Genomic DNA, 21,416 nt, shown 5'->3' on the forward strand with positions numbered 1-21,416 from the left:
GCGCGTTTTGCAAACAACCGGAGGGTATCGCATGGGTATGCTGGACTGGCGCGAGAAGGGCACCGAGGTGCTCGCACAAGGGGGCGTGATCGGCCCGGATGAGCGGCTGCCGTGGCCGCAGACCACCGTCATGGGTGTGCAGCACCTGATCGCCATGTTCGGCGCCACCGTGCTCGCGCCGATCCTCATGGGCTTCAACCCCAACGTCGCCATCCTCATGAGCGGCGTCGGCACGCTGATCTTCTTCCTGCTCACCGCCGGCCGCGTGCCGAGCTACCTGGGCTCGTCGTTTGCCTTCATCGGCGTGGTCATCGCCGCCACCGGCTACGGCGGCAGCGGCCCCAACCCGAACATCGGCGTCGCGCTGGGCGGCATCATCGCCTGCGGCCTGCTGTATTTCATCATCGGCGCCATCGTCCAGGCGATCGGCACCGGCTGGATCGAGCGCTTCATGCCGCCGGTGGTGACCGGCTCGGTGGTGGCGGTGATCGGCCTGAACCTCGCCGGCATTCCCGTCAAGAACATGGCGCCCACCAGCTTCGACGCGTGGATGCAGGGCATCACCTTTGTCAGCGTGGCGCTGGTGGCCGTGTTCACCCGCGGCATGGTGCAGCGCCTGCTGATCCTGGTCGGCCTGATCGTGGCCAGCGTGGTCTACGCGGTGCTGGCCAACGGCCTGGGCCTGGGCAAGCCGCTCGACCTCTCGGGCATCGCCAACGCCGCGTGGTTCGGCATGCCCAGCTTCAGCGCGCCGGTGTTCAGCGCCAACGCCATCCTGCTGATCGCGCCGGTGGCGATCATCCTGGTCGCTGAAAACCTGGGCCACATCAAGGCCGTGACCGCCATGACCGGCCAGAACCTGGACCGCTACATGGGCCGCGCCTTCATGGGCGACGGCATCGCCACCATGGTCGCCGGCGGCACCGGCGGCACCGGCGTGACCACCTACGCCGAAAACATCGGCGTGATGGCGGCCACCAAGATCTACTCCACCGCCATCTTCCTGATCGCCGGCGTGATGGCCATCGTGCTGGGTTTCAGCCCCAAGTTCGGCGCGCTGATCCAGGCCATCCCGCTGCCGGTGATGGGCGGCGTGTCCATCGTCGTGTTCGGCCTGATCGCGATCGCCGGCGCCAAGATCTGGGTCGACAACAAGGTGGACTTCAGCGACAACAAAAACCTTCTGGTGGCCGCCATCACCCTGATCCTGGGCACTGGCGACTACACCCTGAAGTTCGGCGACTTCGCCCTCGGCGGCATCGGCACCGCCACCTTCGGCGCGATCCTGCTCTACGCCCTGCTCAACCGCGGCCGCTGACCCCGGTCAGCCACCGGCCGCTCCGGCCGGTGGCCCGTCTCAACCCCAACGGCAGCCCCTGATACGCCAACTGATAGAGCTCAGCCTCGACTCTCTTGCGTACTCAAAAATTCGTCGAGCAACCTCAGATTTCTCTGGATGCATCCTCACTGGCTTCGATCGAAAATCGTTGTGCCGCCCCACACCCCCAAAATTCATCGGGTGAAAAGTAGTGCGGGCCAATCGCAAGCTGTATTTGACCAATTGCTGCACACCTGTCTCCGGCAATTCCGTAGCGTGCTACATGCTTTCGTCAACAGGAAATTTCGCATAGAAGAATCCATCTTCTTCAGACTCCCAAAAAATAGTGGTGGGCGCCCCGTTTCCTTACAGTGACTTAGGATTATTCGCCGCAACCCGTTTCGTCCATCGACGTCATTTGTTAACTGCACAGTGCACTCCTGACTGCAAGTGCCACCGACGCTCGTTAGCCACCGGATGTCGGGACTTCTCCGCGATTAACAATTAGACTTTGTCCGGGTAGATTTGACGCATAAAATGCCCCAGACAGCCAGAACCATCTGCCGGCCGAAACGTTTCGCCAACGCCCCAGGCTTTGCCGAAATCAAACTGGTCCGGAATCCCTCATCGATAGCCCAAAAACTCGTCGAGCAAGCGTAAGTTTCTTTCTATAGCCCCCATACTCGACTCCATTGTGAATCGACTTGAGTGTTCATAATCCCGGAAAACTGAAGGGGCGAAAGCGTGCGGCCCAATAGCCAGGGCAATTCCGCCAATCGTCATGCCGCGATCACTCCCAATGCAGTAGCTGAAAACAGGCTTTCTGTCCATGAGGAAATACTCCTCATGCCAGCCGGGGTCTGCCTTCCTGTCGACCCTGTATCCAAAGACAGGTCTTCCCCCATTGACTTCGTGATACGAAGAGATTGTCTTTCTCAGCAGATTTCTTCCGTCGACATCGTTTTTGATTACCTTGACATGCTGTTCCAGCCAAGCCGTCAAAACATTCGTGCGGGCGTCGGTCAACTCGGAATGAGACCTCGACCAACATGCTCGTCCAAAAGCTTTAGATTTTTCAGCAATGCCTCTTCATCGCTGTTCATTGAATACCTGGATGCCTCCGTGTAGTCCATCAGATGCATTGGGTGGACAAAACATGGCCCGACTCCAATTAGCAATGCTGCATGAAAGTTTCGCGTGTCAATCGGAATCACGATACGGGCCACAAGCCGCCTATCGATCAGAAAATCTCCATGGAGAGTTTCTCCACCCTGTATGCCAGAGCCCACCAAAACACACTGCCTTCTTTGTGACTCGTAGTAGTTGACTACGACATCGATGAGTGAAGAGATTTTTGCTTTTTCATCGGCTTGCACGGTAAACTCCTTCTTTGAATCTGATGCGAAAACCGTTCTCCGTAAGATGCTTTAGCTCTCTGGCAGTGTAAGAAGAAGGCCGATTCGCTGCGAGAACTCTGGGATCAGAAATAAACACAAATTCTTTCCCTTGCGCGATCTGCTGATCCAGAAAGGCTTTGTTTATCTCCCACATCTTGTCAGCGCCAATTTGCCCCTCGACAACCGCCCAATCGGGCATCTCAAAGAACGTGGCGCCTCGGCTTTTGGCCACCTGTTCATAGGACTCACTGCTGCCGGCGATGTATTGGCCCAGCACAACCTCTGTTCCGTTGGGGTTGACTGTGGAGTTTCTGGCGGCATCGTTCAGCATACTCTTGACTATTCCCGGATCGCCACCGTCTCGATACAGGTTATTGCGCAGGACTGCGCTCAGGATGTCGGCGGAGGGTTCGACCATCTTTCGGAATACGCCACCAACAACCGGCACCACCCCCACGGCGGCCCAGAAGCGGCTGGCCTCTTCGCCGCTGACGCTGCTCTGTCCCGTGAGCAGCTGCACCAGCGCCTCACCCGTGCCGTAGACCGGCGCCAACTCCAGAGCAAGCTGGGCCATTTGTCGGCCCTGCTCAGGCGTGAGCCCGCTGTGGCGCGCGATCTCCGCGAGGTTGCCCGCCGCTTCCACACGGGCCATCTGTTGGTCGATGCGGCGGAAGTCTTCGGCCGTGCAGGTCGTGCCGCAGGCCTGGGTCAAGCGCGCGTTTTCCTGGCTGACCGTGCGCCGCACGCGCGCATACGGGCTGTGTGTCACGTAGTTGTGGGCGGTCTGGTTCAGCGAGGCTGCGGCGCCAGCGGCCCCACCGACTGCCCCACCGATGGCCGCACCAACCACCTGCGTCAAGCCCTGCCGCACGGCCTCGGGGAGGTTCAAACCGGCGATGGCCTCACCCAGCCCGGGGATGATCAGCGCGCCAGCGCCAGCGCCCACGGCGCCGGCCATGCTGCCGGTGAGCAAGCCGATGCCGGCGTGCAGGCCAGCACGGTATTCACCTCCTTCGTCCCATTTGCGCGCTTCAGCCTCGTTGCCTTCTCGGCGCAGCTGCACAGCCTTGTCATCGGCGAACCGTGAGGCCGCGGGGACGACCTGCTGCCCAAACGCCCTGGTGATGGCCACCTGGGCCTCCACCTCATCCCGTACGCGGTCCTTGGCAAAGATGGGCGCCAACCCGGTCTCGGCATCGCTGGTGCGGGCGGCGGTATGGCCAGCGATGCCTGAGATGGCGGATTGGGTGGTGCTGCGGGCGTTGCCTTGGTCTGAGCCTACACCGGCACCGCTGCTGCCCAGCTGGCTGCCCACGCCCACGCTCACGCCGCTGCTGCTGGCCTGGAAGCTGGCCGTGTTGCGGATGTCGCTGGTGGTGAGGCCGCCTTGGCTGTTGAAGCGGTTCACGCCTTGGTCAACCGCCGCCTGGCTGCTGGTGATGGCGCCGCCTTGAAGGTCGGTGGTGCCCCTGACCTGCACGTCAAAGCCTGCGTCGCCCGCGCGCAGGGCGCTTTGTTCGCTGACGGAGGCGAGCTGGCTGTCGATCGTGGTCCGGCTGGCGCTGACGCTGGCCCCGGGCGCCGGGCCGAAGGTGGCCGAGCCGCCGGCCTGTCGGCGGCTCTCATGGAAGGCGCTGGTGTCTTGAAGGCTCTGGATGCGCAGATCACCGCCGACATCGGCTTGCACCTGGGGTGCCGCCACGACGGCGCCTCGCAGGGTCGTGTGGCCGCCGGATTGGAGGCGCGCGCGCTGGTCGGCTTCGATGCGGGTGTTGCTGTGCACGGTCTCCTGCCCGTCGCCGTGCCCCCGGCCGGCGCTGGCGGCCACGGTGAGGCCACTCTGCGCGCCCAGGCTGACGCCCACGCTGGCGCTGCGGTTATGGCTGCGGCTGCTCTCCTGGGTGGTGCTCGTGGCGGCGATCAGGTGGATGTTGCCCTCGGCGCTCAAGGCGGCCTCTTGCCCGGCCCTCACTGAGCTCCCTTGAACGAGGAGGTCGGATCGCTCGCCCGCGCCGGCGGCGGTGAGGCTGATGTCGCCAGCAGCGACGGTTGTGGAGGCTTGGGCGCCATGGCGCTGGCGCTCGGTCTGGCTGTGGCTCTGGCTGGAGCCGATGCTGACGCTGACGGAGACGCCGGGGCTGGTGGTGCCGCCCGATGGGGGGGCGCTCGGTGCGTTGAGTGCATTGATGGCTTGGCGGGTTTGCAGCGCGGCGGTGGCGGCGCCCAGGGCTTGGGTGCGGGTGTCCTGGGTGCGGCCCAGGGCTTGGGCGGTGTTGGCCAAGCCTTGCGCGGCCTCGATGATCGGGCCGCTCAGGCCGATGGACACGCCGCTTTGCTTGAACCGCTGTTCGGTGGTGCTGCGCTCGGTGGTGCGCGCCTCGGTGATGGCGATGGTCTGGGCCTGGACGGTGATGTCGCCACCGGGGGCGAGGAGGTCGGAGCCGGTCTGGGCGTAGGCGCGGCCGGCGGTGATGTTCACATCGCCGCCAATGGCGCCCACGGTGGAGGCGGCCGCTCCCGTGGCCTGGGTTTGCTGGTCGGTGCTTTGCTGCTGGCGGCCCACGGTGATGCCGCTGCCCGAGCTGAACACGCCGCGGGTCTTCTCTTCGTGGAATTGGCGGCTGGCTGAGTGGGTCTGGGTGGCGGTGAGGCTCACGTCGCGCCCGGCGCTGAGGGCGATGCGCTGGTCGGCCACGGCGCTGGAGCCGCTCAGGAGGATGTCTTGTCCGCTGTGGATCACGACCTTGTGCCCGCCCAGCGCCGTGCCGACGGCTTGGGTGTGGCTGTGGTGCGTGCGGGTCTCCACGCTTGATGAGCCGAGCAGGCCGCTGCTCTTGGCGTACACGCTGTGGTCGATCTGGTAGCTGGCTTGGCCGGCGGTGAGGCTCACGTCACGCCCGGCGCTGAGGGCGAGGTCGCCCTGCGCCTGCACGCCCGCGGCGCGGGTGGTGATGTCTTGCCCGGCCTGCAGGTGGATGGTGGTTCCCTGGATCTGGGTGCCGACTTCCCCGCGCTGCTGCACGCGGGCGATGTTGCGGGCGTCGCGGGTGGCGTCGAGGTGGCTGGACGTGTTGACGCTGTTGAGGTTCAGGTCTTGCCCGGCCTGCACCTGCACACTGCCTGCTTGCAGTGCAGCGGCTGTCAAGTTGACGTCGCGCCCGGCGCTGGCGAGCAGCGCGCCGGCTTCGCCGCTGACGTACAAGCCGGCCACACGGTCGATTTGCTCGCTGCTGTAGCGGCCCGCGCCTACGGCGTCAGCGCCGCGCGCGGTGGTGGTCTGCACGTTGAGGTCGCGCCCTGCCTGCACGACCAAGGCATCGGTGGCGCTGATCGTTCCGCCGATGTTGTTGACGTCCTGACGGGTGCTGATGCCGGTGCTGGCGCCATCGATGAGGCCGGTGTTGGTGAGGTTCTGCGCGTTGATCTGGACGATCTGGCGGCCGGCGATGGTGCCGGTGTTGTGCGCGTCGCCGCTGAACTGGAGTTGCACACGGGCTCCCGCCATGAGTGCACCGCCGGCGCTGAGGTCGCCCGGGCGGGGGGCGAGGTAGACGCGGGGAACGAGCGCTTGCGTGGTGGCGCCGTTGGGCAGGGTGACGGTCTGGGTGTCGAGCCAGACGATGTCACTGGTGAGCGCGGCGATCTGCGCGGGCGACAGGGCGATACCAGGGCGCAGTTGGTGGGCTTGAGCGAAGGTGACGCCGGCGGCCAGGAGGGCGGCGTACTGGGCGTCGTCGCTGGTGAAGTCGTCCAGCCAGCGCTGCCCGGTGAGGCCCGCGATCTGCTCGCGCACGCGCTGCTGCTCCAAGTAGCCGTCGCCCAGGCGTTTTTGCACGCTGGCGGGGTCGATGGCGAGGGCGTTGAGCAGGTAGTCGGAACTGAGCCACTGGCGCCGGTCGGTGAAGCGGGGGTCGGTCTCGAACAGCACCGTGGCGGCCGGGTCTGCCGCGGGCACGAACAGGCCACTGGCGGCGCTGGCACCCTGCAAGGGCGCTGGCTGTCCGCCGGCACTGCGCACCGCCGGGAGGGGCACGTCGCGGGCGATCGTTTCGGCGTAAGCGGTTGACTGCCAGCCGTACACGGGGTCGCAATCAAAAAGGTCGCAATCGCGGCCGACCACGCCCCAGCTGTAGACGGTGCCGCTGCGGGAGGTGGGAGCGCTGACGGTGGTGGCGCGGTTGTCCAACGCCTCGGCGCTGGCCGAGAGTGCGCCGCCGGCCAACACCTCGGAATCCTGGTTGAGCAGGGTCTGGCCCACCTGCAGGGTCATGGCGCCGCCGCTCACGAGCCGCGCCGCGGCGCTTCGGGTCATTTCGGCGTGGCTCGTGGTCTGGGTGTAGCTGCGCCACACGTCAAAGGACAGCATGGCTGCGCTGACACTGCTGCGCATGGCCAGCACCCGTTCGTTCAAGGCGAGCCAGGGCGCGGCCTGGGCCTCCCAGTCGGCAATGGCTTGTGCCGACGGTTCGACCGGCCCGTACTCGCCCTCGGTGGCGCGGGGGCGTGACCCGGGCGGACTCCCGGTCGGCGCGGCCACGCCAAACAGCGCCCACACGGGGGAGCTGGCGTCGTAATGGAACGCATCGGGAATGAGGGTGGGCGTGCTGTCGCGGCCGCCGGACCGGACGGTGCGGGCCGCCTCGTAGGGCAAGGGGCCGAGGTAGTAGGCGCGGTAGGCCGGATCGCCATAGGCGTGGCTGGCTGGGACGACGTGGTCGCGGCCCAAGGCGCTGATGGCCAGGAAGCCGATGTTGGTGCGGCGGATCGGCGCCACCCAGCCCACATCGGCGCCACTGATCACGCCCGCGGGGGTGAAATAGTCGACCGCGCTGGTGGCCGGGTCGGTGATCACGGTGTGCTCCAGCGTGTCGTTGAGGTTGCGCAGTTCGGGGGTGGTGATTCGCAGCGCGCCGCCGGCCTCGATCAGCGAAGAGCGGTTCTCCACGCGATCGCGGGCGGTGATGGTGGCGTCGCCGAGGCTGAGCAGGGTGCTGCCGTCGCGGTTGAGCAGGGTGCCGGTGTCGATGGTGAGCGACTCGCGCGCGCCGATGACCGCGCCGTGGGCGTTGTCGATCCCCTCGGTGCGCAGGTGGATGCTGTCGGCGAAGGTGCGGGCGGTGGCTTGCTGGGTGAGCCAGCCGCGGGCATCGAGCGTGAGGTCGCCGCCGGCGCTGATCACGCCGGCGTGGTTGACGCCCAGCCCCGCCTCGGTGCCCACGAGGTGAATACGCCCGGCGTACAGGCCGCCGAGCGCAGAGACATCGAGGGCGAAGGCGGGGACAGCGCCGGTGCCGGCGCGGGGCGTGGCGGTAGAGGCGTCGGCACCCGCTTCAGCAGCGCCCACCACGACGCGCAGGTCGCGCGCCCACAACCCGGCATTGATGTTCACCGCTCGGGCGAGCACACGCGTGGCATCGGCATCCAATGTGTTGAGGCCCAGGCCATCGATGCTGACCACGCCCTGTTCGACGCGGTAGCCGCTGAGCGCGCCGGCGCTGAACTGCGGTGTACCGGTGGTGAGCGTGACTTGGGACGCGTTGAGAAAGCCGCCGCCATTGACCTGAATCCCGCTGGGGTTGGCGATCACGACTTCGGCGCGGCTGCCGGCAACTTCCACAAACCCACGCAGCTCGCTGGGCTGGCTGCTGTTGACCTCATTGAGGATGACCCGGGCAGCCCCGGCGGCCAGCCACGGGTTGCCCTGCACCCAACCGCCTTGCGCAGTGGCCACGTCGCTGCGGCTGTTGTTGAGGATGGCGCCGGCGGGGGCCACATCGAACTGGCGGTACACGTTGCGCGACACGCCGGCGGCCGACGGGGTGGTGATGTTGACCAGGGGCACGCCATTGGGCGCGGCCAGCACGGTGGGCCGGTGCTGGCCGGCGGTGGCTGGGTCGGCGACGATCTGGGCGAGCGCCGGCGGCCCGGCCAGCCCCGACAACAGCCAGCACGCGGCGGCCGAGGCCGCGGCGCTGGCTGTCGCGCTGCCGGCGCGGCGCCCCCCGCGCGCGGCGGCGCTGCGAGCGGTTTCCGCCACGGCCATGAGAAGGCCGCGGGCGGGGTTGAACAGAAGGCGATGGCAGCGGCGGTTCATGAAGGCTCCAAGGGCATGCGTCTGCGGGGATGCGGGGAAAAGCTGTGCGGGGTGGCGGCTCAAAAGGTGGCGTACAACGACAACCCGGCCACCGGGGACGGTGCGGCGAAGCCAACGGGCTGGCGCAGCGGCAGGCCGACGAAGACCTCGGCCTGCCAGGGCCCCTGCGCCGCGCGCAGCCCGGCTGCGGCGCCAGCCAGATGTCGGCCGGCGAGCCCCCGGGACGACGGCCCTGACACGCCGCCCATGTCGAGGGCCATGAAGGTTTGCCACCCGGGGGATGGCAGGTCCCAGGCCAGCTCCTGGCGCCAGAGCCAGCCGCTGTCGCCGGTGAGCGTGGTTTCCCCGTCGAAGCCGCGCACCGTGGCACGGCCTCCGAGACTGAAGCGGTCCGACGGGGTGAGTGGGGTGTGGTGCCACTGCAGCCGGCCGGTGCTCCGGTAGCGCAGGCGCTGCCCGGTGGGTGGGCTGTCTTGATGGGCTGCGGGCGCCAGGGGCAGGCGCAGGTCAATCTCCACCGTGGTCAGGCGCAAGCGCGACGTGCCTTCGCCAAACGCCTCTTCGGGCGCCGGCAGCGCCCCGAAGGCGCCGGTGCCTCGGCGGTGGGTGGCGCTGAACTGGAGATCGGCGCGGCCCCAGCGCTGCTGGTGGTCAAGCAGCAGCGCCCAGCCGGCCGTGCGTCGGCGTTGCACGGCGATCTCCACGTCGTCGATGAAGTTGCGCTGGCCGCGTGCAAACACCTCCGCGCCGATCTGGGTGCTGCCCTGGCCGTCGCGTCGCACGGTGCGGGTCCAGCGCAACGCGTCGGTGTCACCCTGGCCCCGGTACAGATAGGTTTGCGTGGCGCCGGCCACGGCCTGGCGGTAGCGATGGCGTGCGTGGCTGAGGCTGATGCGGTCGTGGCCCCAGGGCACGGAGACCGACAAGCTGTGCCCGCCCGTGCCACGCTCGCCCGCATCACCGCCGCCGAGGTCGCGCTGCACACTGGCCAGCCACATGTCGGCGATGCCCAAGGGGTTGTCCCAGGCCAGCGCGAGGCTGCCCTGCCAGCGCCCCGTGCGCCGGCTGCCGCCGTCGTCCAGCGACGCGTGGCCGCGCCACGGCCGGGCCACGGCAGCGTCCACCACGACATCGGTGGTCCCGGGCTCGATACCCGGCTCCAGCCGCAGCGTGGGGCGCCACGACGGCAGGCGCTGGAGCTGCTCCAGACCCTGCTCAAGCTCCCGCAGGTTGAGCGGCTCGCCATCGGCCATCGGCCAGAGCGCGGTGCGCGCTGGCAAGGGAGGCGTCTGTGGGCCCGCACGCACACCGGTCACGCGACCGGGCAGGACCGTCAGCGTCAGGACGCCGCCGGACAGGTCCTGGGGCTCCACCAGCACGCGGCTCGTGATCCAGCCCTCGGCCAGCAAAGCGCCCTGCGCGCGGGCCACCAACACGCCCACCCCGGTCGCACCCAGGCAGCGTCCCAGCGGGTCGTCGTCTCCCGCCGCACCGGACAGGCTGCGCGTCAGACCGGCGGTCCAGGCCGGCGGAGCGCCGTCCCATACCACGCGGTCAATGCGCTGGCACGGCGTCTCCTCGGGCAAGCGGGCGTTTGGTGGCGGCGGCGGCGCTGGCAAACGGGCGCGCCCGGACGGCAGCAGGCGCTCTTGTTGAAGACGGTCGCGCTCAGCCGCTTGCCGGGCCGCGTCGTCGCTGAGGCGAGCTGCGGCGGGCAAGTCCTGCGGCCACGCTTCCGATGGCGCGCCGCCCAGAACGGCCACACCCAACCAGATCACCCACGGCAGCACGACGTAGGCACACCCGGGCGCACCAGCCCTCATCAACCGATCAACATCCACCCTGAACACTCTTATGAATACGAAAGAGTGCAAATTGTGGTGGAAGTCAGTCGTTTTGAGGTCAGTGTTTAGTGATAGGAATTACTTAATGTGCTGTTTTTCACAACGGGCCCGCCGATCACCCCCGCTCGCAGCGGCCGGCCCCGGTGGCCTGACCGCGGAAATCGCTGGTCCACAGCTGGGTGGCGGTGTCGATCTGGATGCGCTCGTTGTCCAGCGCGGTGAGGATGGTCGTCTCGAACACGGTGAAGGTGTAGACCGGCACGCCGTCGATCAGCACGCGGCGCACGCGCCGGCCGTCGAAGGCGATGTCCACGGTGCGCAGCCAGTTGGTGCGCGCGGGCTGGTACACCGCGTCGCACAACAGGCGCACGGTCTGCTCCGCGGGCGCGGGGCGCGATGGGGCGGCGGCCGGTGGCGCCGTGGATGCCGCCGGAGCAACAGGCGGCGTTTGCGCCAGCACCGACCCCGTCACCAGCGCGGCGCCCGAGGCCAGGCAAGCCGCCGCCCAGCGGGCCGCCCGCCCGGCCCCGCGCGCCGCGGCCGTCATGCCGCCCCGCCCTGCGCCAGGCGCTCGCTTTTCCAGTACACGTCGTCGCCGCCGTCCATGCGGTTGAGCACGCGGGCGAGCACGAACATCAGGTCGGACAGCCGGTTGAGGTACTGACGGGGCGCATCCTTGATGGCCTCTTCGTTGCCCAGCGCCACCACGGCGCGCTCGGCGCGGCGGGCCACCGTGCGGCACACGTGGGCCAGGCTGGCGGCGCGCGAGCCGGCCGGCAGGATGAATTCCTGCAGCCGCGGCAGCCGCTCGTTGTGGTGGGCCAGCGCCTCGTCGAGCGCGATCACGGCCTCGGGCTTGAGCAGTTCAAAGCCGGGGATCGACAGCTCGCCGCCGAGGTTGAAGAGCTGGTGCTGGATTTCCACGAGCAGCGCGCGCACCTCGTCGGGCATGGGCTCGCACAGCAGCACGCCGATGTGCGAGTTCAGCTCGTCCACGTCGCCCATGGCGTGCACGCGCAGGCTGTTCTTGGAGACGCGGGAGTTGTCGCCCAGCCCGGTGGTGCCGGCGTCTCCGGTGCGGGTGGCGATCTGGGTGAGGCGGTTGCCCATGCGAAATCCTCGGGGTGATGAACGGGGGGTCGGTGGCCGGTGGTGTGCCGGCGGGGGTTCGATTGTGGGCGATTGGGGTGGGTCGTGGTCGCGCGCGGTTTCTTTCAGGCGGGGGCTCGCCGTACACTCATTGACCCCCTGCCCTGCCCGACCGAAGGCCCCGGAGACCGCCCATGAACGCCCCCACCGACATCGCCCACCTGCTCCCCACCGTGGCGCCGCGCGAGGTGCCCGAGGCCTTTCTGGCCGCGCTGCAGGCGCGCTTCGGCGCCCGGTGTTCCACGGCGCTGGCGGTGCGCGAACAGCACGGGCGCGACGAGTCGGTGTTCACCGTGCCGCCGCCCGCGGCGGTGGTGTTCGCCGAGTCCACGCAGGACGTGGCCGACGCGGTGGCGCTGTGCGCGCAGCACCACGTGCCGGTCATTCCGTTCGGCGTGGGCTCGTCGCTGGAGGGCCACCTGCTGGCCGTGCGCGGCGGCATCAGCCTGGACGTGAGCCGCATGAACCGCGTGCTGGCGATCCACCCGGAGGACCTCACCGTCACGGTGCAGCCGGGCGTGACGCGCAAGGCGCTCAACGAGGCCGTGCGCCACGACGGCCTGTTCTTCCCCATCGACCCCGGGGCCGACGCCTCGCTCGGCGGCATGACCGCCACCCGCGCCAGCGGCACCAACGCCGTGCGCTACGGCACCATGCGGGAGAACGTGCTGGCGCTGGAAGTCGTCACCGCCAGCGGCGAAGTCATCCGCACCGGCACGCGCGCGAAGAAAAGCAGCGCCGGCTACGACCTCACGCGCCTGATGGTGGGCAGCGAGGGCACGCTGGGCGTGATCACCGAAATCACACTCAAGCTCTACCCGCTGCCGGAGGCGATCTCGGCGGCCACCTGCAGCTTCCCCAGCATCGAGGCGGCCGTGCGCACGGTGATCCAGACCATCCAGCTCGGCGTGCCGATCGCGCGCTGCGAGCTCATCGACGCCGGCACGGTGCGCATGGTCAACGCCCACAGCAAGCTCGGCCTGCGCGAGGAACCGATGCTGCTCATGGAATTCCACGGCTCGCCGGCGGGCGTGAAGGAGCAGGCGGAGACGGTGCAGGCCATCGCCGACGAGTTCGGCGGCCAGGCCTTCGAGTGGGCCACCACGCCCGAAGACCGCACGCGGCTGTGGACCGCGCGGCACAACGCCTACTTCGCCGCCATCCAGAGCAAGCCCGGCTGCCGCGCCATCAGCACCGACACCTGCGTGCCGATCAGCAAGCTCGCCGACTGCCTGCTCGACTCGGTGGCCGAGGCCGACGCCTCCGGCCTGCCCTACTTTCTGGTCGGCCACGTGGGTGACGGCAACTTCCACTTCGGCTACCTGATCGACCCGGACAACGCCACCGAGCGCGCCACCGCCGAGGCGCTGAACGTGACGCTGGTGCAGCGCGCGCTGCGCCTGGGCGGCACCTGCACCGGCGAACACGGCGTGGGCCTGCACAAGATGGGCTTCCTGCGCGACGAGGCCGGCGACGGCGCGGTGGCGGTGATGCGCACGCTCAAGCGCGCACTCGATCCGCACGACATCCTCAACCCCGGCAAGATCTTCGCGGACTGAGCGCCGCGCTGCGGCGCGGCCCCCGCGCGGTCAGACGCGCGACGGCGGCGGATCGCCCAGCGCGCCGCCGGTGTCCGGCTCGTCCGGGTCCAGGCCGGGCGCGGTCGGGGAACGGCGGCGCCGCGGGGGCGGCAGCGTGGGGCGCACGCCGGTGGCGCGTTCGATGGCGTCGAAGGCGGCATCGGTGATGCGCTGGCGTTCCTCGGGCGGGATCTGGTGGTGGTGGTGCAGCTCCTGCATCGCGCTGATGAGGATCAGCAGCAGTTCGTCGAGCGCTACGCGGTCGATGCGCCGGCCGCGGCGGCCGTTGGGCAGCGTGACCGGGGTTTGTGGCGGCAGCACGGCGAGCAGCCACATCGCCCATTGATCGGGCACCGGCGCGAGGAAATGCAGCCAGTACGGCCAGCGGCGGTGCAGCGCCTGCAGCCAGTCGCGGCAGGCCGGGATCACGTGCACCTGGCGCGGGTCGCGCTCGATGCCTTCGAACGCGATCATCAGCTGCCCGGCGAAACGCCGGGTCAGGGCCACGTCGTCGATCAGCCGGCGCAGGTCGTCGATGCAGTCGTCCAGCGCCGGGCCGGTGGGTCGTGGGTCCAGCGCGACGACCACCGGCCGGGGCCCGTCGGGCAACCCGGGCCAGCCCGTGCCCAGCGCGATGCGCGGCGGGCTGTCCGGCGAAGGCGACGTGCGGTTCATGCGGCGGCGTCCGGGCTCAGCCGCGCGTGGCGCGCAGCGCGTCGATCAGGCCGTTGAGTTCATCCAGCGAGCCGAACTGGATCGCCAGCTCGCCCATTTCCTCCACGCGGCCGTGGCGCTTCACGCGCTTCTTCACGCGCACCTCGACCGCGGCGGTGAGCAGGTCGGCCAGCTCCTCCTCAACCCGGCGGATGTCGCGCGACTTTTCCTTCTTGGGCTGCTGCGGCACGAGGTTGAACTCGGCGCCGAGCTTTTTCACCAGGCTCTCGGCCTCGCGCACGGAGAGTTTCTTCGTGGCGATCTGGTGGGCGGCGGTGATCTGGGCGGCCTTGTCCAGCGCCAGCACGGCGCGGGCGTGGCCCATGTCGATGTCGCCAGCCATGAGCATGGTCTGCACCGGCTCGGCCAGCTGGAGCAGGCGCAGCAGGTTGCTCGCGGCGCTGCGGGAGCGGCCCACGGCCTGGGCGGCCTGCTCGTGAGTGAGCCCAAACTCTTTGATAAGGCGTTGCAAACCCTGCGCTTCTTCGAGCGGGTTGAGGTCTTCGCGCTGGATGTTTTCGATCAGCGCCATGGCCGCGGCGGCCTCGTCCGGCACGTCGCGCACCAGCACCGGCACCTCCGTCAGTCCGGCCAGGCGCGAGGCGCGGCTGCGGCGCTCGCCGGCGATGATTTCGTACTGGCCGGCGTTCGGGCCGGCGCTCAGGCGGCGCACCAGGATCGGCTGCATCACGCCCTGGGCGCGGATGCTCTCGGCCAGCTCGTACAGCGCGCCTTCGTCCATGCGGGTGCGCGGCTGGTACTGGCCGGGCACCAGCGCGTCCAGCGGCAGCACCGACGGCGCGCCCGCCGGGGCGGCCTCGGCGGGCCGGTCGTCGACCTTGGGGCCGAGCAGCGCTTCCAGGCCGCGGCCCAGGCCTTTGGGTTTTTTGGAAACCATCAGGGGGTGTCTTTCTGAAGAAGGTCGGCGAGCCAGGCGTGGCCCTCGGGCCAGTCGCCCAGGCCGGTGTCGGCGTTGATGTGGCCGGCGTCGCCGAGGTCGATGTAGCGCGCGCCCCAGTCGGCGGCAAAGCCCTGGGCGCGCTCGGCGGTGCAGTACGGGTCGTTGCGGCTGCCCACGAGTACGGCCGGGAACGGCAGGCGCTGGCGCACCACCGGCGCCCAGCCGGGCAGCTGGTGGCAGATGGGCTCGGGCGCCGGGTCGCCGGGGGCCACCAGCAGCGCGCCCGCCACGCGGGCGGTGTGGCGCGAGTGGGCCGCCCACGCGGCGGTGAGGATGCAGCCCAGGCTGTGGGCCACGAGCGCGACCGGGCCGTCGGCGTCGCCGACCACCTCGTCAAGCCGCGCCATCCAGTCGCCGCGGCGCGGCGTCATCCAGTCGTGCTGGTCCACGCGGCGGTAGCCGTGCAGCGCTTCCCAGCGGCTTTGCCAGTGGGTCGGGCCGCTGTTTTGCCAACCCGGGAGGATCAGCACGTTGTGGGGTTTCACGTGAAACACGCGCCGGTCCTCACATGCGCTGGATGCGCAGCACCATTTCCTGGGCGAAGGCCACAAAGGCCTGGCTGCCACGGGCCGACGGGTCGAACACCACGCCGGGCAATCCGTAGCTGGGCGCCTCGGCCAGCCGCACGTTGCGCGGGATGACCGTGTCGAACACCTTGTCGCCGAAATGCGCCTTGAGCTGGTCGCTGACCTGCTGCTGCAGCGTGATGCGCGGGTCGTACATCACGCGCAGCAGGCCGATGATCTGCAGGTCCTTGTTGAGGTTGGCGTGGACCTGCTTGATGGTGTTGACGAGATCGGTCAGTCCCTCCAGCGCGAAGTACTCGCACTGCATCGGCACGATCACGCCGTGCGCCGAACACAGGCCGTTGAGCGTGAGCATGCTCAGGGACGGCGGGCAGTCGATCAGGACAAAGTCGAAGCGCTCGTCCACCGCGGCCAGCGCCTGCTTGAGCCGGCGCTCGCGGCGCTCCAGTTCGACCAGCTCGACCTCGGCGCCGGCGAGCTCGCGGTTGGCGCCGAGCACGTGGTAGCCGCACTTCTCGGAGAACACGGCCGCCTCGTCCACCGTCGCCGACTCCAGCAGCACGTCGTACACCGAGAGGTTCATGGCGCGCTTGTCCACGCCCGAGCCCATGGTGGCGTTGCCCTGCGGATCGAGATCGACCATCAGCACGCGCTGCCCGACCTTGGCCAGCCCCGCGGCGAGGTTGACCGTGGTCGTGGTCTTGCCGACGCCGCCCTTCTGGTTGGCCACACAAAAAATCTTCGCCATGGGGTCTTATTTGGAGAGGGCCAGCTTCACGCCGAAGCCGATGAGGAACACACCCGCCAGCTTTTCCAGCGCGCGGCCGATGCGGGGGTTGGCGCGCAGGCGCTCGGCCAGATGGTGGACGAGCAGGGTCAGGCCGAGGCCATAGAGGAAGGTGAGCGCGGCGATGGTGGCGGCCATGGCGCCAAAGGTGAGCAGGCCCTGGTGGCGGGCCGGGTCCACGAACAGCGGGAAGAAGGCCATGTAGAACACGATCGCCTTGGGGTTGAGCAGGGTGATGGCCGCGGCCTGCTGAAAGTACTGGCGTGGGCGGATGTTGAGCACCGGGGCGTCGCCGGGTTTGGCGGTGAGCATCTTCCAGCCCAGCCACGCCAGATAGGCCGCGCCGATCCACTGCACCGCGCCAAACAGCGCCGGGCTGGCGGCCAGCAGCGCGGCCACGCCGGCCACCGCCGCCCACATCAGCACCTGGTCACCCGCGATGACGCCGAAGGTGGCGGCCAGCCCGCCGCGGATGCCGCCCTTGCCGGTGGACGTGATGAGCGCGAGGTTGCCCGGCCCCGGAATGGCCAGGAACAGGACGATGGCGGCGACGAACGCGCCGTAATCCGCGATGCCGAACATGGAGCCCCCGGGGTTGGTGAGGGGCCGAGTTTACGTGAGGCGCTCGCGCAGCCAGACGATGCAACGGTCGGCGTCCAGCCCGGGCACGGCGATCGGTTCCACGTGAAACACCTCCACGCCCGGCGGCAACGCGGCGATTTCGTCGAGCGGGCGCTTGCCCTTCATGGCCATCCACACGCCCGCGGGGTTGAGCGCGCCGGCCGACCACGTCACGAAATCGGGCAGCGAGGCAAAGGCCCGCGAGGCGATGACATCAAACCCCTGCCCGCCTGCGCGGCTGAGCGTCTCCACCCGGGCATGCAGGGACTTCAGGTTCACCAGGCCCAGGCGCGCGGCCACCTGCGCAATGAAGGCCGACTTCTTCGCCACCGTGTCGACGCAAGTCACCTCGATCTGCGGGCAGGCGATGGCGATCACCACGCCGGGCAGCCCGCCGCCGGAGCCCACGTCGAGCAGGCGCAGGCGGCGGTGGTCGGTCTCGCGCTGCAGCGGCCCGATCACGGCCAGGCTGTCGAGCAGGTGGTGCGTGAGCATCTCGTCCACGTCGCGCACCGCCGTGAGGTTGTAGACCTTGTTCCACTGCTGGAGCAGCTCCAGGTAGCCCAGCAACAGATCGATCTGGGCCTCATCCAGGTCCAGCTCCATGACCCGCAGGCCGTCGCGCAGGGTGTTGCGCAGGAAATCGCTCATGGGGTTCCTTCGCCCGGTGGCGGGGCCACCGTGGGGGATCGATCAGGTGGTCGGTCGGTCAGGCCGCGTCGGCGTCCGCGCGGGCGGGTGTCTCGGCGGCGGCCTCGGCAGGCAGGGTCGCGAAGCCTTTGAAGCCGCCCTTCTTCAGGTGGATCAGCAGGAGCGAGATGCTCGCCGGCGTGATGCCGGCGATGCGCGAGGCCTGTCCCAGGGTTTCGGGGCGGTGGCGGGCGAGCTTCTGGCGGGCTTCGATCGACAGGGCGGTGACCTGCAGATAGTCGATGTGGGGCGGCAGCGGCAGGTGCTCGTGGTGGGCAGCGCGCTCGACTTCGGCTTTTTGCCGGTCGATGTAGCCGCTGTACTTGGCGGCGATCTCCACCTGCTCGAGCACCGGGCCGGCCAGCTCGCCGAGTGTTTCACGTGAAACCGCGTCGGTGGCGTAGGCGCCGCCGTTCATGCCCATCAGCGCCTCGTAGCTCACGCCGGGGCGGCGCAACAGGTCGAACAGGTTGTGCTCGTGCTCGATGGCCTTGCCCAGCACGCGCTCGGCCTCGGCCGGCGGCAGGTTGCGCGGATTGACCCAGGTGCTTTTGAGGCGCTCAGTTTCACGTGAAACCGCATCGCGTTTGCGGCAGAACGCGTCCCAGCGCGCGTCGTCCACCAGGCCCAGCCGGCGGCCGGTTTCGGTCAGGCGCAGGTCGGCGTTGTCCTCGCGCAGCTGCAGGCGGAACTCAGCGCGGCTGGTGAACATGCGGTACGGCTCGGTCACGCCCTGCGTCACGAGGTCGTCGACCAGCACGCCCAGGTAGGCCTGGTCGCGCGTCGGCACCCACGGCGCCTCGCCCCGGCAGTGCAGCGCGGCGTTGAGCCCGGCAAACAGGCCCTGCGCCGCGGCCTCCTCGTAGCCGGTGGTGCCGTTGATCTGGCCGGCGAAAAACAGGCCGGCGATCTGCCGGGTCTCGAAACTGCGCTTGAGCGAGCGCGGGTCGAAGTAGTCGTACTCGATGGCGTAGCCCGGCCGCAGGATGTGCGCGTTCTCCAGGCCCGGGAGGCTGCGCACCAGCGCGAGCTGGATGTCAAACGGCAGGCTGGTGGAGATGCCGTTGGGGTAGACCTCGTGCGTGGTCAGGCCCTCGGGCTCCAGGAACACCTGGTGGCTGTCCTTGTCGGCGAAGCGGTTGATCTTGTCTTCCACGCTGGGGCAATAGCGCGGGCCAACGCCCTCGATCTTGCCGGTGAACATCGGGCTGCGGTCGAAGCCGCTGCGGATGATCTCGTGGGTGCGGGCGTTGGTGCGGGTGATCCAGCACGGCACCTGCCGCGGGTGCATGGCCGCCCCTCCATACGCATGCGCCATGAAGCTGAACACCGGCACCGGGTCCAGGTCGCCGGGCTGCTCCTCGCAGCGCGACCAATCGATGCTGCGGCCGTCGATGCGCGGCGGCGTGCCGGTTTTCAGGCGGCCCTGCGGCAGCTGCAATTCCTTGAGCCGCGCGGACAGGGACACGGCGGGCGGGTCGCCGGCGCGGCCGGCGGCGTAGTTGTTCAGGCCGACGTGGATCTTCCCGTCGAGGAAGGTGCCGGCGGTGAGCACCACGGTGCGGCCGCGGAAGCGGATGCCGACCTGCGTCACCGCGCCAACCACCCGGTCCCCTTCGACCATCAGGTCGTCCACCGCCTGCTGGAACAGCCACAGGTTGGGCTGGTTCTCCAGCATCCGGCGGATGGCGGCCTTGTACAGGACGCGGTCGGCCTGCGCCCGCGTCGCACGCACGGCCGGGCCCTTGCTGCCATTGAGGATGCGGAACTGGATGCCCGCCTCGTCGGTGGCCAGCGCCATCGCGCCGCCGAGGGCGTCGACCTCCTTGACCAGGTGGCCCTTGCCGATGCCGCCGATGCTGGGGTTGCAGCTCATCTGGCCCAGCGTCTCGATGTTGTGGGTGAGCAGCAGCGTGGCGCAGCCCATGCGCGCCGCGGCCAGCGCGGCCTCGGTGCCGGCGTGACCGCCGCCGACGACGATGACGTCAAATTCCTGCGGGTACAGCATGGTGGGAAGGTCCTGGATGGGCCCGGCGGGCGGGCCGCGGCGGGCAACCCGCGATTCTCCCACCGAAGACCCCAGCCTGTGAACCCGAGGGCCGGCCCGCTAGCCCGCCGCGGCGATGGGCAGGGGCCGACGGTGTGGCGACGATCACGGCTCCTCCCACAGAGACCGCCGCACCGCCGGCCCCGGACCCGCCATGTCACACCCCCATCACCCCCACCCCAGCCATCCCCACCCGACCCGCGATCAGCCCCCCGCCGGCCACGCCGCCCCGGCGACGCCGCCCCACCCGGGGGCCCCCACCCCCGCACCCCACCCCGCGGCCCCTGCCGGGCCCCCGGCCACCGCCCACCCGACACCCCACCCGCCGCCCCACCCCGCTCGCGGCTGGCGCCGCCTCTGGGCCGCGATCCGGCGGGTGTTCGCCCTCTGAGCGTGGGCGTCGGGCCGGGGTCTCGGCCCTGCGGCGCGACCCGCAGGCCGGCGCCGCTAGCGCCGCGCCGCGATGGGCACGCCGGCCCCGCCGGCCGACGATGGCCCCACCCCAGCCCACGGAGCCACCCATGCGTCGAACGCCCCCCACCCACCCCGCGTCGGCCCGCCCCAGGTCAGGCGCCCCCCTGCCCCACGCTCCCGCCGCGCCGCGCCCACCGACCCGCGGCTGGCGGCGCGCCTGGCTGGCCCTGCTCGGCGCGCTCGCCACACTCAAGGCCCACGCCGGCGCCGCGCTCATGATCGGTGTGAGCCACAACTTCGGCGGCGGCACTGGCGTGACCATCAAACTGCTCTCCAGCAACCGGCCCGACCGGCCGGTGGCCGCCGTCGGCCTGACCTTCCAGCGTGGCAGCCCGCAGGGCGACGGGCCGGGCGTGGACGTGGGTCTGGGCGTGAACGGGCGCCGCGGCAGCGTGGTGCTCGGGCGCGACCTCACCCGCGGCCAGTGGCAGATCGCCGCCGGGCTCAGCACGCGCGGCTGCCCGCCGGCGCCGCCACCCGCCGCACCCGCGCCGCCGCCCTTCGTGAGCTCGGTGTTCTGACGCCGGACCGCCCCGGGGTCTTGCCCCGACCCCGCCGAACGGCCCGGCGGGCGCCGGCACAATGGTGGGCATGTCATCGCCCAGCCCCACCCCCGCCCTGCCCCCGCTGCTCGTGTTCGCCGGCAGCACCCGCGCCCAATCCTTCAACCGCCGGCTGGCCCGCGTGGCCGCCGACATCGGCCGCGCCGCCGGCGCCAGCGTCACGCTGCTCGATCTGGCCGAGCATGAGCTGCCGCTGTACAACGCCGACCTCGAAGCCCGCGGCACGCCCGCCGCCGCCCGGCGCCTGAAAGAAATCTTCCACGCCCACCCCGCGTGGATCGTCTGCTCGCCCGAATACAACGGCAGCTACACCGGGCTGATGAAGAACACCATCGACTGGGTCTCCAGCCCCATCAAGGGCGACCCCGACTGGTCCAGCGGCACCAAGCCCTTCGCCGGCAAGGTCGTGGGCCTGCTGAGCGCCTCCCCCGGGGCGCTGGGGGGCGTGCGCGGCCTGGAGCACCTGGCGCCGCTGCTGTCGCAGCTGCAATGCTGGGTGGCGCCCAAGCGCCACGCCCTGGCCAAGGCCGGCGAGGCCTTCACCGCCGACGGCGCGCTGGCCAGCGACACCGCGCAGCAGGCGGTGGCCGGCGTGGTGGAGCAGGTTCTGTGGGCGGCGGCGCGGCTGCGCCCGGGCGCCTGAGCGGCGC

General features: G+C 69.7%; 17 protein-coding genes. 4 read left to right on the plus strand and 13 right to left on the minus strand.

The window, feature by feature from the left end; all coding sequences use genetic code 11:
• Positions 1 to 31: 31 nt before the first annotated feature.
• Positions 32 to 1,318, plus strand: a complete 1,287-nt coding sequence (locus tag AC2D80_RS13245; RefSeq protein ID WP_484633489.1) for a solute carrier family 23 protein — start codon at positions 32 to 34, stop codon at positions 1,316 to 1,318.
• Between the two features lie 624 nt (positions 1,319 to 1,942).
• Here AC2D80_RS13245 and AC2D80_RS13250 read toward each other — a convergent pair.
• The 6 genes from AC2D80_RS13250 to AC2D80_RS13275 all read right to left on the minus strand — a co-directional run bounded on the left by AC2D80_RS13250 (position 1,943) and on the right by AC2D80_RS13275 (position 11,763).
• Positions 1,943 to 2,344 (minus strand): hypothetical protein, encoded by a 402-nt coding sequence (locus AC2D80_RS13250; RefSeq protein ID WP_484633490.1) that lies wholly within the window; start codon positions 2,342 to 2,344, stop codon positions 1,943 to 1,945.
• Complete coding sequence (locus AC2D80_RS13255; protein ID WP_484633491.1) at positions 2,341 to 2,694, minus strand: hypothetical protein; 354 nt, start codon at positions 2,692 to 2,694, stop codon at positions 2,341 to 2,343. Before AC2D80_RS13255 ends, AC2D80_RS13250 begins: the two co-directional genes overlap by 4 nt.
• Positions 2,681 to 8,809, minus strand: a complete 6,129-nt coding sequence (locus AC2D80_RS13260) for a hemagglutinin repeat-containing protein (RefSeq protein WP_484633492.1) — start codon at positions 8,807 to 8,809, stop codon at positions 2,681 to 2,683. The genes AC2D80_RS13255 and AC2D80_RS13260 overlap by 14 nt, the downstream gene beginning before the upstream one ends.
• A gap of 59 nt (positions 8,810 to 8,868) precedes the next feature.
• Positions 8,869 to 10,395 (minus strand): ShlB/FhaC/HecB family hemolysin secretion/activation protein, encoded by a 1,527-nt coding sequence (locus tag AC2D80_RS13265; protein ID WP_484633493.1) that lies wholly within the window; start codon positions 10,393 to 10,395, stop codon positions 8,869 to 8,871.
• 373 nt (positions 10,396 to 10,768) lie between these two features.
• The gene (locus tag AC2D80_RS13270) at positions 10,769 to 11,023 is read right to left on the minus strand and encodes a hypothetical protein (protein ID WP_484633494.1); all 255 of its coding nucleotides are present in this window, start codon (positions 11,021 to 11,023) and stop codon (positions 10,769 to 10,771) included.
• A gap of 173 nt (positions 11,024 to 11,196) precedes the next feature.
• Positions 11,197 to 11,763, minus strand: coding sequence for a cob(I)yrinic acid a,c-diamide adenosyltransferase (locus AC2D80_RS13275; RefSeq protein ID WP_484633495.1), 567 nt, complete (start codon positions 11,761 to 11,763; stop codon positions 11,197 to 11,199).
• Between the two features lie 173 nt (positions 11,764 to 11,936).
• Between AC2D80_RS13275 and AC2D80_RS13280 the strand changes: the two genes are divergently transcribed.
• On the plus strand, positions 11,937 to 13,361 hold the full coding sequence (locus tag AC2D80_RS13280) for an FAD-binding oxidoreductase (protein WP_484633496.1): 1,425 nt from the start codon (positions 11,937 to 11,939) through the stop codon (positions 13,359 to 13,361).
• A 30-nt stretch (positions 13,362 to 13,391) separates the two neighbouring features.
• Here the strand turns inward: AC2D80_RS13280 and AC2D80_RS13285 are convergent, their stop codons facing one another.
• Genes AC2D80_RS13285 through mnmG form a run of 7 tightly spaced genes read right to left on the minus strand, consistent with a single transcriptional unit; the run spans position 13,392 to position 19,690 of the window.
• On the minus strand, positions 13,392 to 14,057 hold the full coding sequence (locus tag AC2D80_RS13285) for a hypothetical protein (protein WP_484633497.1): 666 nt from the start codon (positions 14,055 to 14,057) through the stop codon (positions 13,392 to 13,394).
• Positions 14,058 to 14,073: 16 nt separating this feature from the next.
• Complete coding sequence (locus tag AC2D80_RS13290; protein WP_484633498.1) at positions 14,074 to 14,994, minus strand: ParB/RepB/Spo0J family partition protein; 921 nt, start codon at positions 14,992 to 14,994, stop codon at positions 14,074 to 14,076.
• Complete coding sequence (locus tag AC2D80_RS13295; RefSeq protein ID WP_484633590.1) at positions 14,994 to 15,542, minus strand: RBBP9/YdeN family alpha/beta hydrolase; 549 nt, start codon at positions 15,540 to 15,542, stop codon at positions 14,994 to 14,996. The genes AC2D80_RS13290 and AC2D80_RS13295 overlap by 1 nt, the downstream gene beginning before the upstream one ends.
• A 19-nt stretch (positions 15,543 to 15,561) precedes the next feature.
• Positions 15,562 to 16,332: a ParA family protein gene (locus AC2D80_RS13300; RefSeq protein ID WP_484633499.1), complete on the minus strand. Its 771-nt coding sequence runs from the start codon at positions 16,330 to 16,332 to the stop codon at positions 15,562 to 15,564.
• A 6-nt stretch (positions 16,333 to 16,338) separates the two neighbouring features.
• The gene (locus AC2D80_RS13305; protein ID WP_484633500.1) at positions 16,339 to 16,953 is read right to left on the minus strand and encodes a LysE family translocator; all 615 of its coding nucleotides are present in this window, start codon (positions 16,951 to 16,953) and stop codon (positions 16,339 to 16,341) included.
• A gap of 30 nt (positions 16,954 to 16,983) precedes the next feature.
• Positions 16,984 to 17,643 carry a 16S rRNA (guanine(527)-N(7))-methyltransferase RsmG gene (rsmG, locus tag AC2D80_RS13310; RefSeq protein ID WP_484633501.1) on the minus strand — a complete coding sequence of 220 codons (660 nt, stop codon included), beginning with the start codon at positions 17,641 to 17,643 and terminating at the stop codon, positions 16,984 to 16,986.
• A 58-nt stretch (positions 17,644 to 17,701) separates the two neighbouring features.
• Entirely contained in the window at positions 17,702 to 19,690 is a 1,989-nt protein-coding gene (gene mnmG, locus AC2D80_RS13315) for a tRNA uridine-5-carboxymethylaminomethyl(34) synthesis enzyme MnmG (protein ID WP_484633502.1), read from the minus strand.
• A 560-nt stretch (positions 19,691 to 20,250) separates the two neighbouring features.
• Between mnmG and AC2D80_RS13320 the strand changes: the two genes are divergently transcribed.
• Both AC2D80_RS13320 and AC2D80_RS13325 read left to right on the plus strand, forming a co-directional pair.
• Positions 20,251 to 20,724 carry a hypothetical protein gene (locus AC2D80_RS13320; RefSeq protein WP_484633503.1) on the plus strand — a complete coding sequence of 158 codons (474 nt, stop codon included), beginning with the start codon at positions 20,251 to 20,253 and terminating at the stop codon, positions 20,722 to 20,724.
• A 70-nt stretch (positions 20,725 to 20,794) separates the two neighbouring features.
• Positions 20,795 to 21,409: an NADPH-dependent FMN reductase gene (locus AC2D80_RS13325; protein ID WP_484633504.1), complete on the plus strand. Its 615-nt coding sequence runs from the start codon at positions 20,795 to 20,797 to the stop codon at positions 21,407 to 21,409.
• Positions 21,410 to 21,416: the final 7 nt, after the last annotated feature.

It is taken from the genome of Hydrogenophaga sp. T66 (assembly GCF_057219855.1).

Coding starts and splice junctions, on each gene's coding strand:
- AC2D80_RS13245 (WP_484633489.1), top strand. CDS start 32: ATGGGTATGCTGGACTGGCGCGAGAAGGGCACCGAGGTGCTCGCACAA.
- AC2D80_RS13280 (WP_484633496.1), top strand. CDS start 11,937: ATGAACGCCCCCACCGACATCGCCCACCTGCTCCCCACCGTGGCGCCG.
- AC2D80_RS13260 (WP_484633492.1), bottom strand. CDS start 8,809: ATGAACCGCCGCTGCCATCGCCTTCTGTTCAACCCCGCCCGCGGCCTT.
- AC2D80_RS13275 (WP_484633495.1), bottom strand. CDS start 11,763: ATGGGCAACCGCCTCACCCAGATCGCCACCCGCACCGGAGACGCCGGC.
- AC2D80_RS13285 (WP_484633497.1), bottom strand. CDS start 14,057: ATGAACCGCACGTCGCCTTCGCCGGACAGCCCGCCGCGCATCGCGCTG.
- AC2D80_RS13320 (WP_484633503.1), top strand. CDS start 20,251: ATGCGTCGAACGCCCCCCACCCACCCCGCGTCGGCCCGCCCCAGGTCA.
- AC2D80_RS13300 (WP_484633499.1), bottom strand. CDS start 16,332: ATGGCGAAGATTTTTTGTGTGGCCAACCAGAAGGGCGGCGTCGGCAAG.
- mnmG (WP_484633502.1), bottom strand. CDS start 19,690: ATGCTGTACCCGCAGGAATTTGACGTCATCGTCGTCGGCGGCGGTCAC.
- AC2D80_RS13305 (WP_484633500.1), bottom strand. CDS start 16,953: ATGTTCGGCATCGCGGATTACGGCGCGTTCGTCGCCGCCATCGTCCTG.
- AC2D80_RS13290 (WP_484633498.1), bottom strand. CDS start 14,994: ATGGTTTCCAAAAAACCCAAAGGCCTGGGCCGCGGCCTGGAAGCGCTG.
- AC2D80_RS13325 (WP_484633504.1), top strand. CDS start 20,795: ATGTCATCGCCCAGCCCCACCCCCGCCCTGCCCCCGCTGCTCGTGTTC.
- rsmG (WP_484633501.1), bottom strand. CDS start 17,643: ATGAGCGATTTCCTGCGCAACACCCTGCGCGACGGCCTGCGGGTCATG.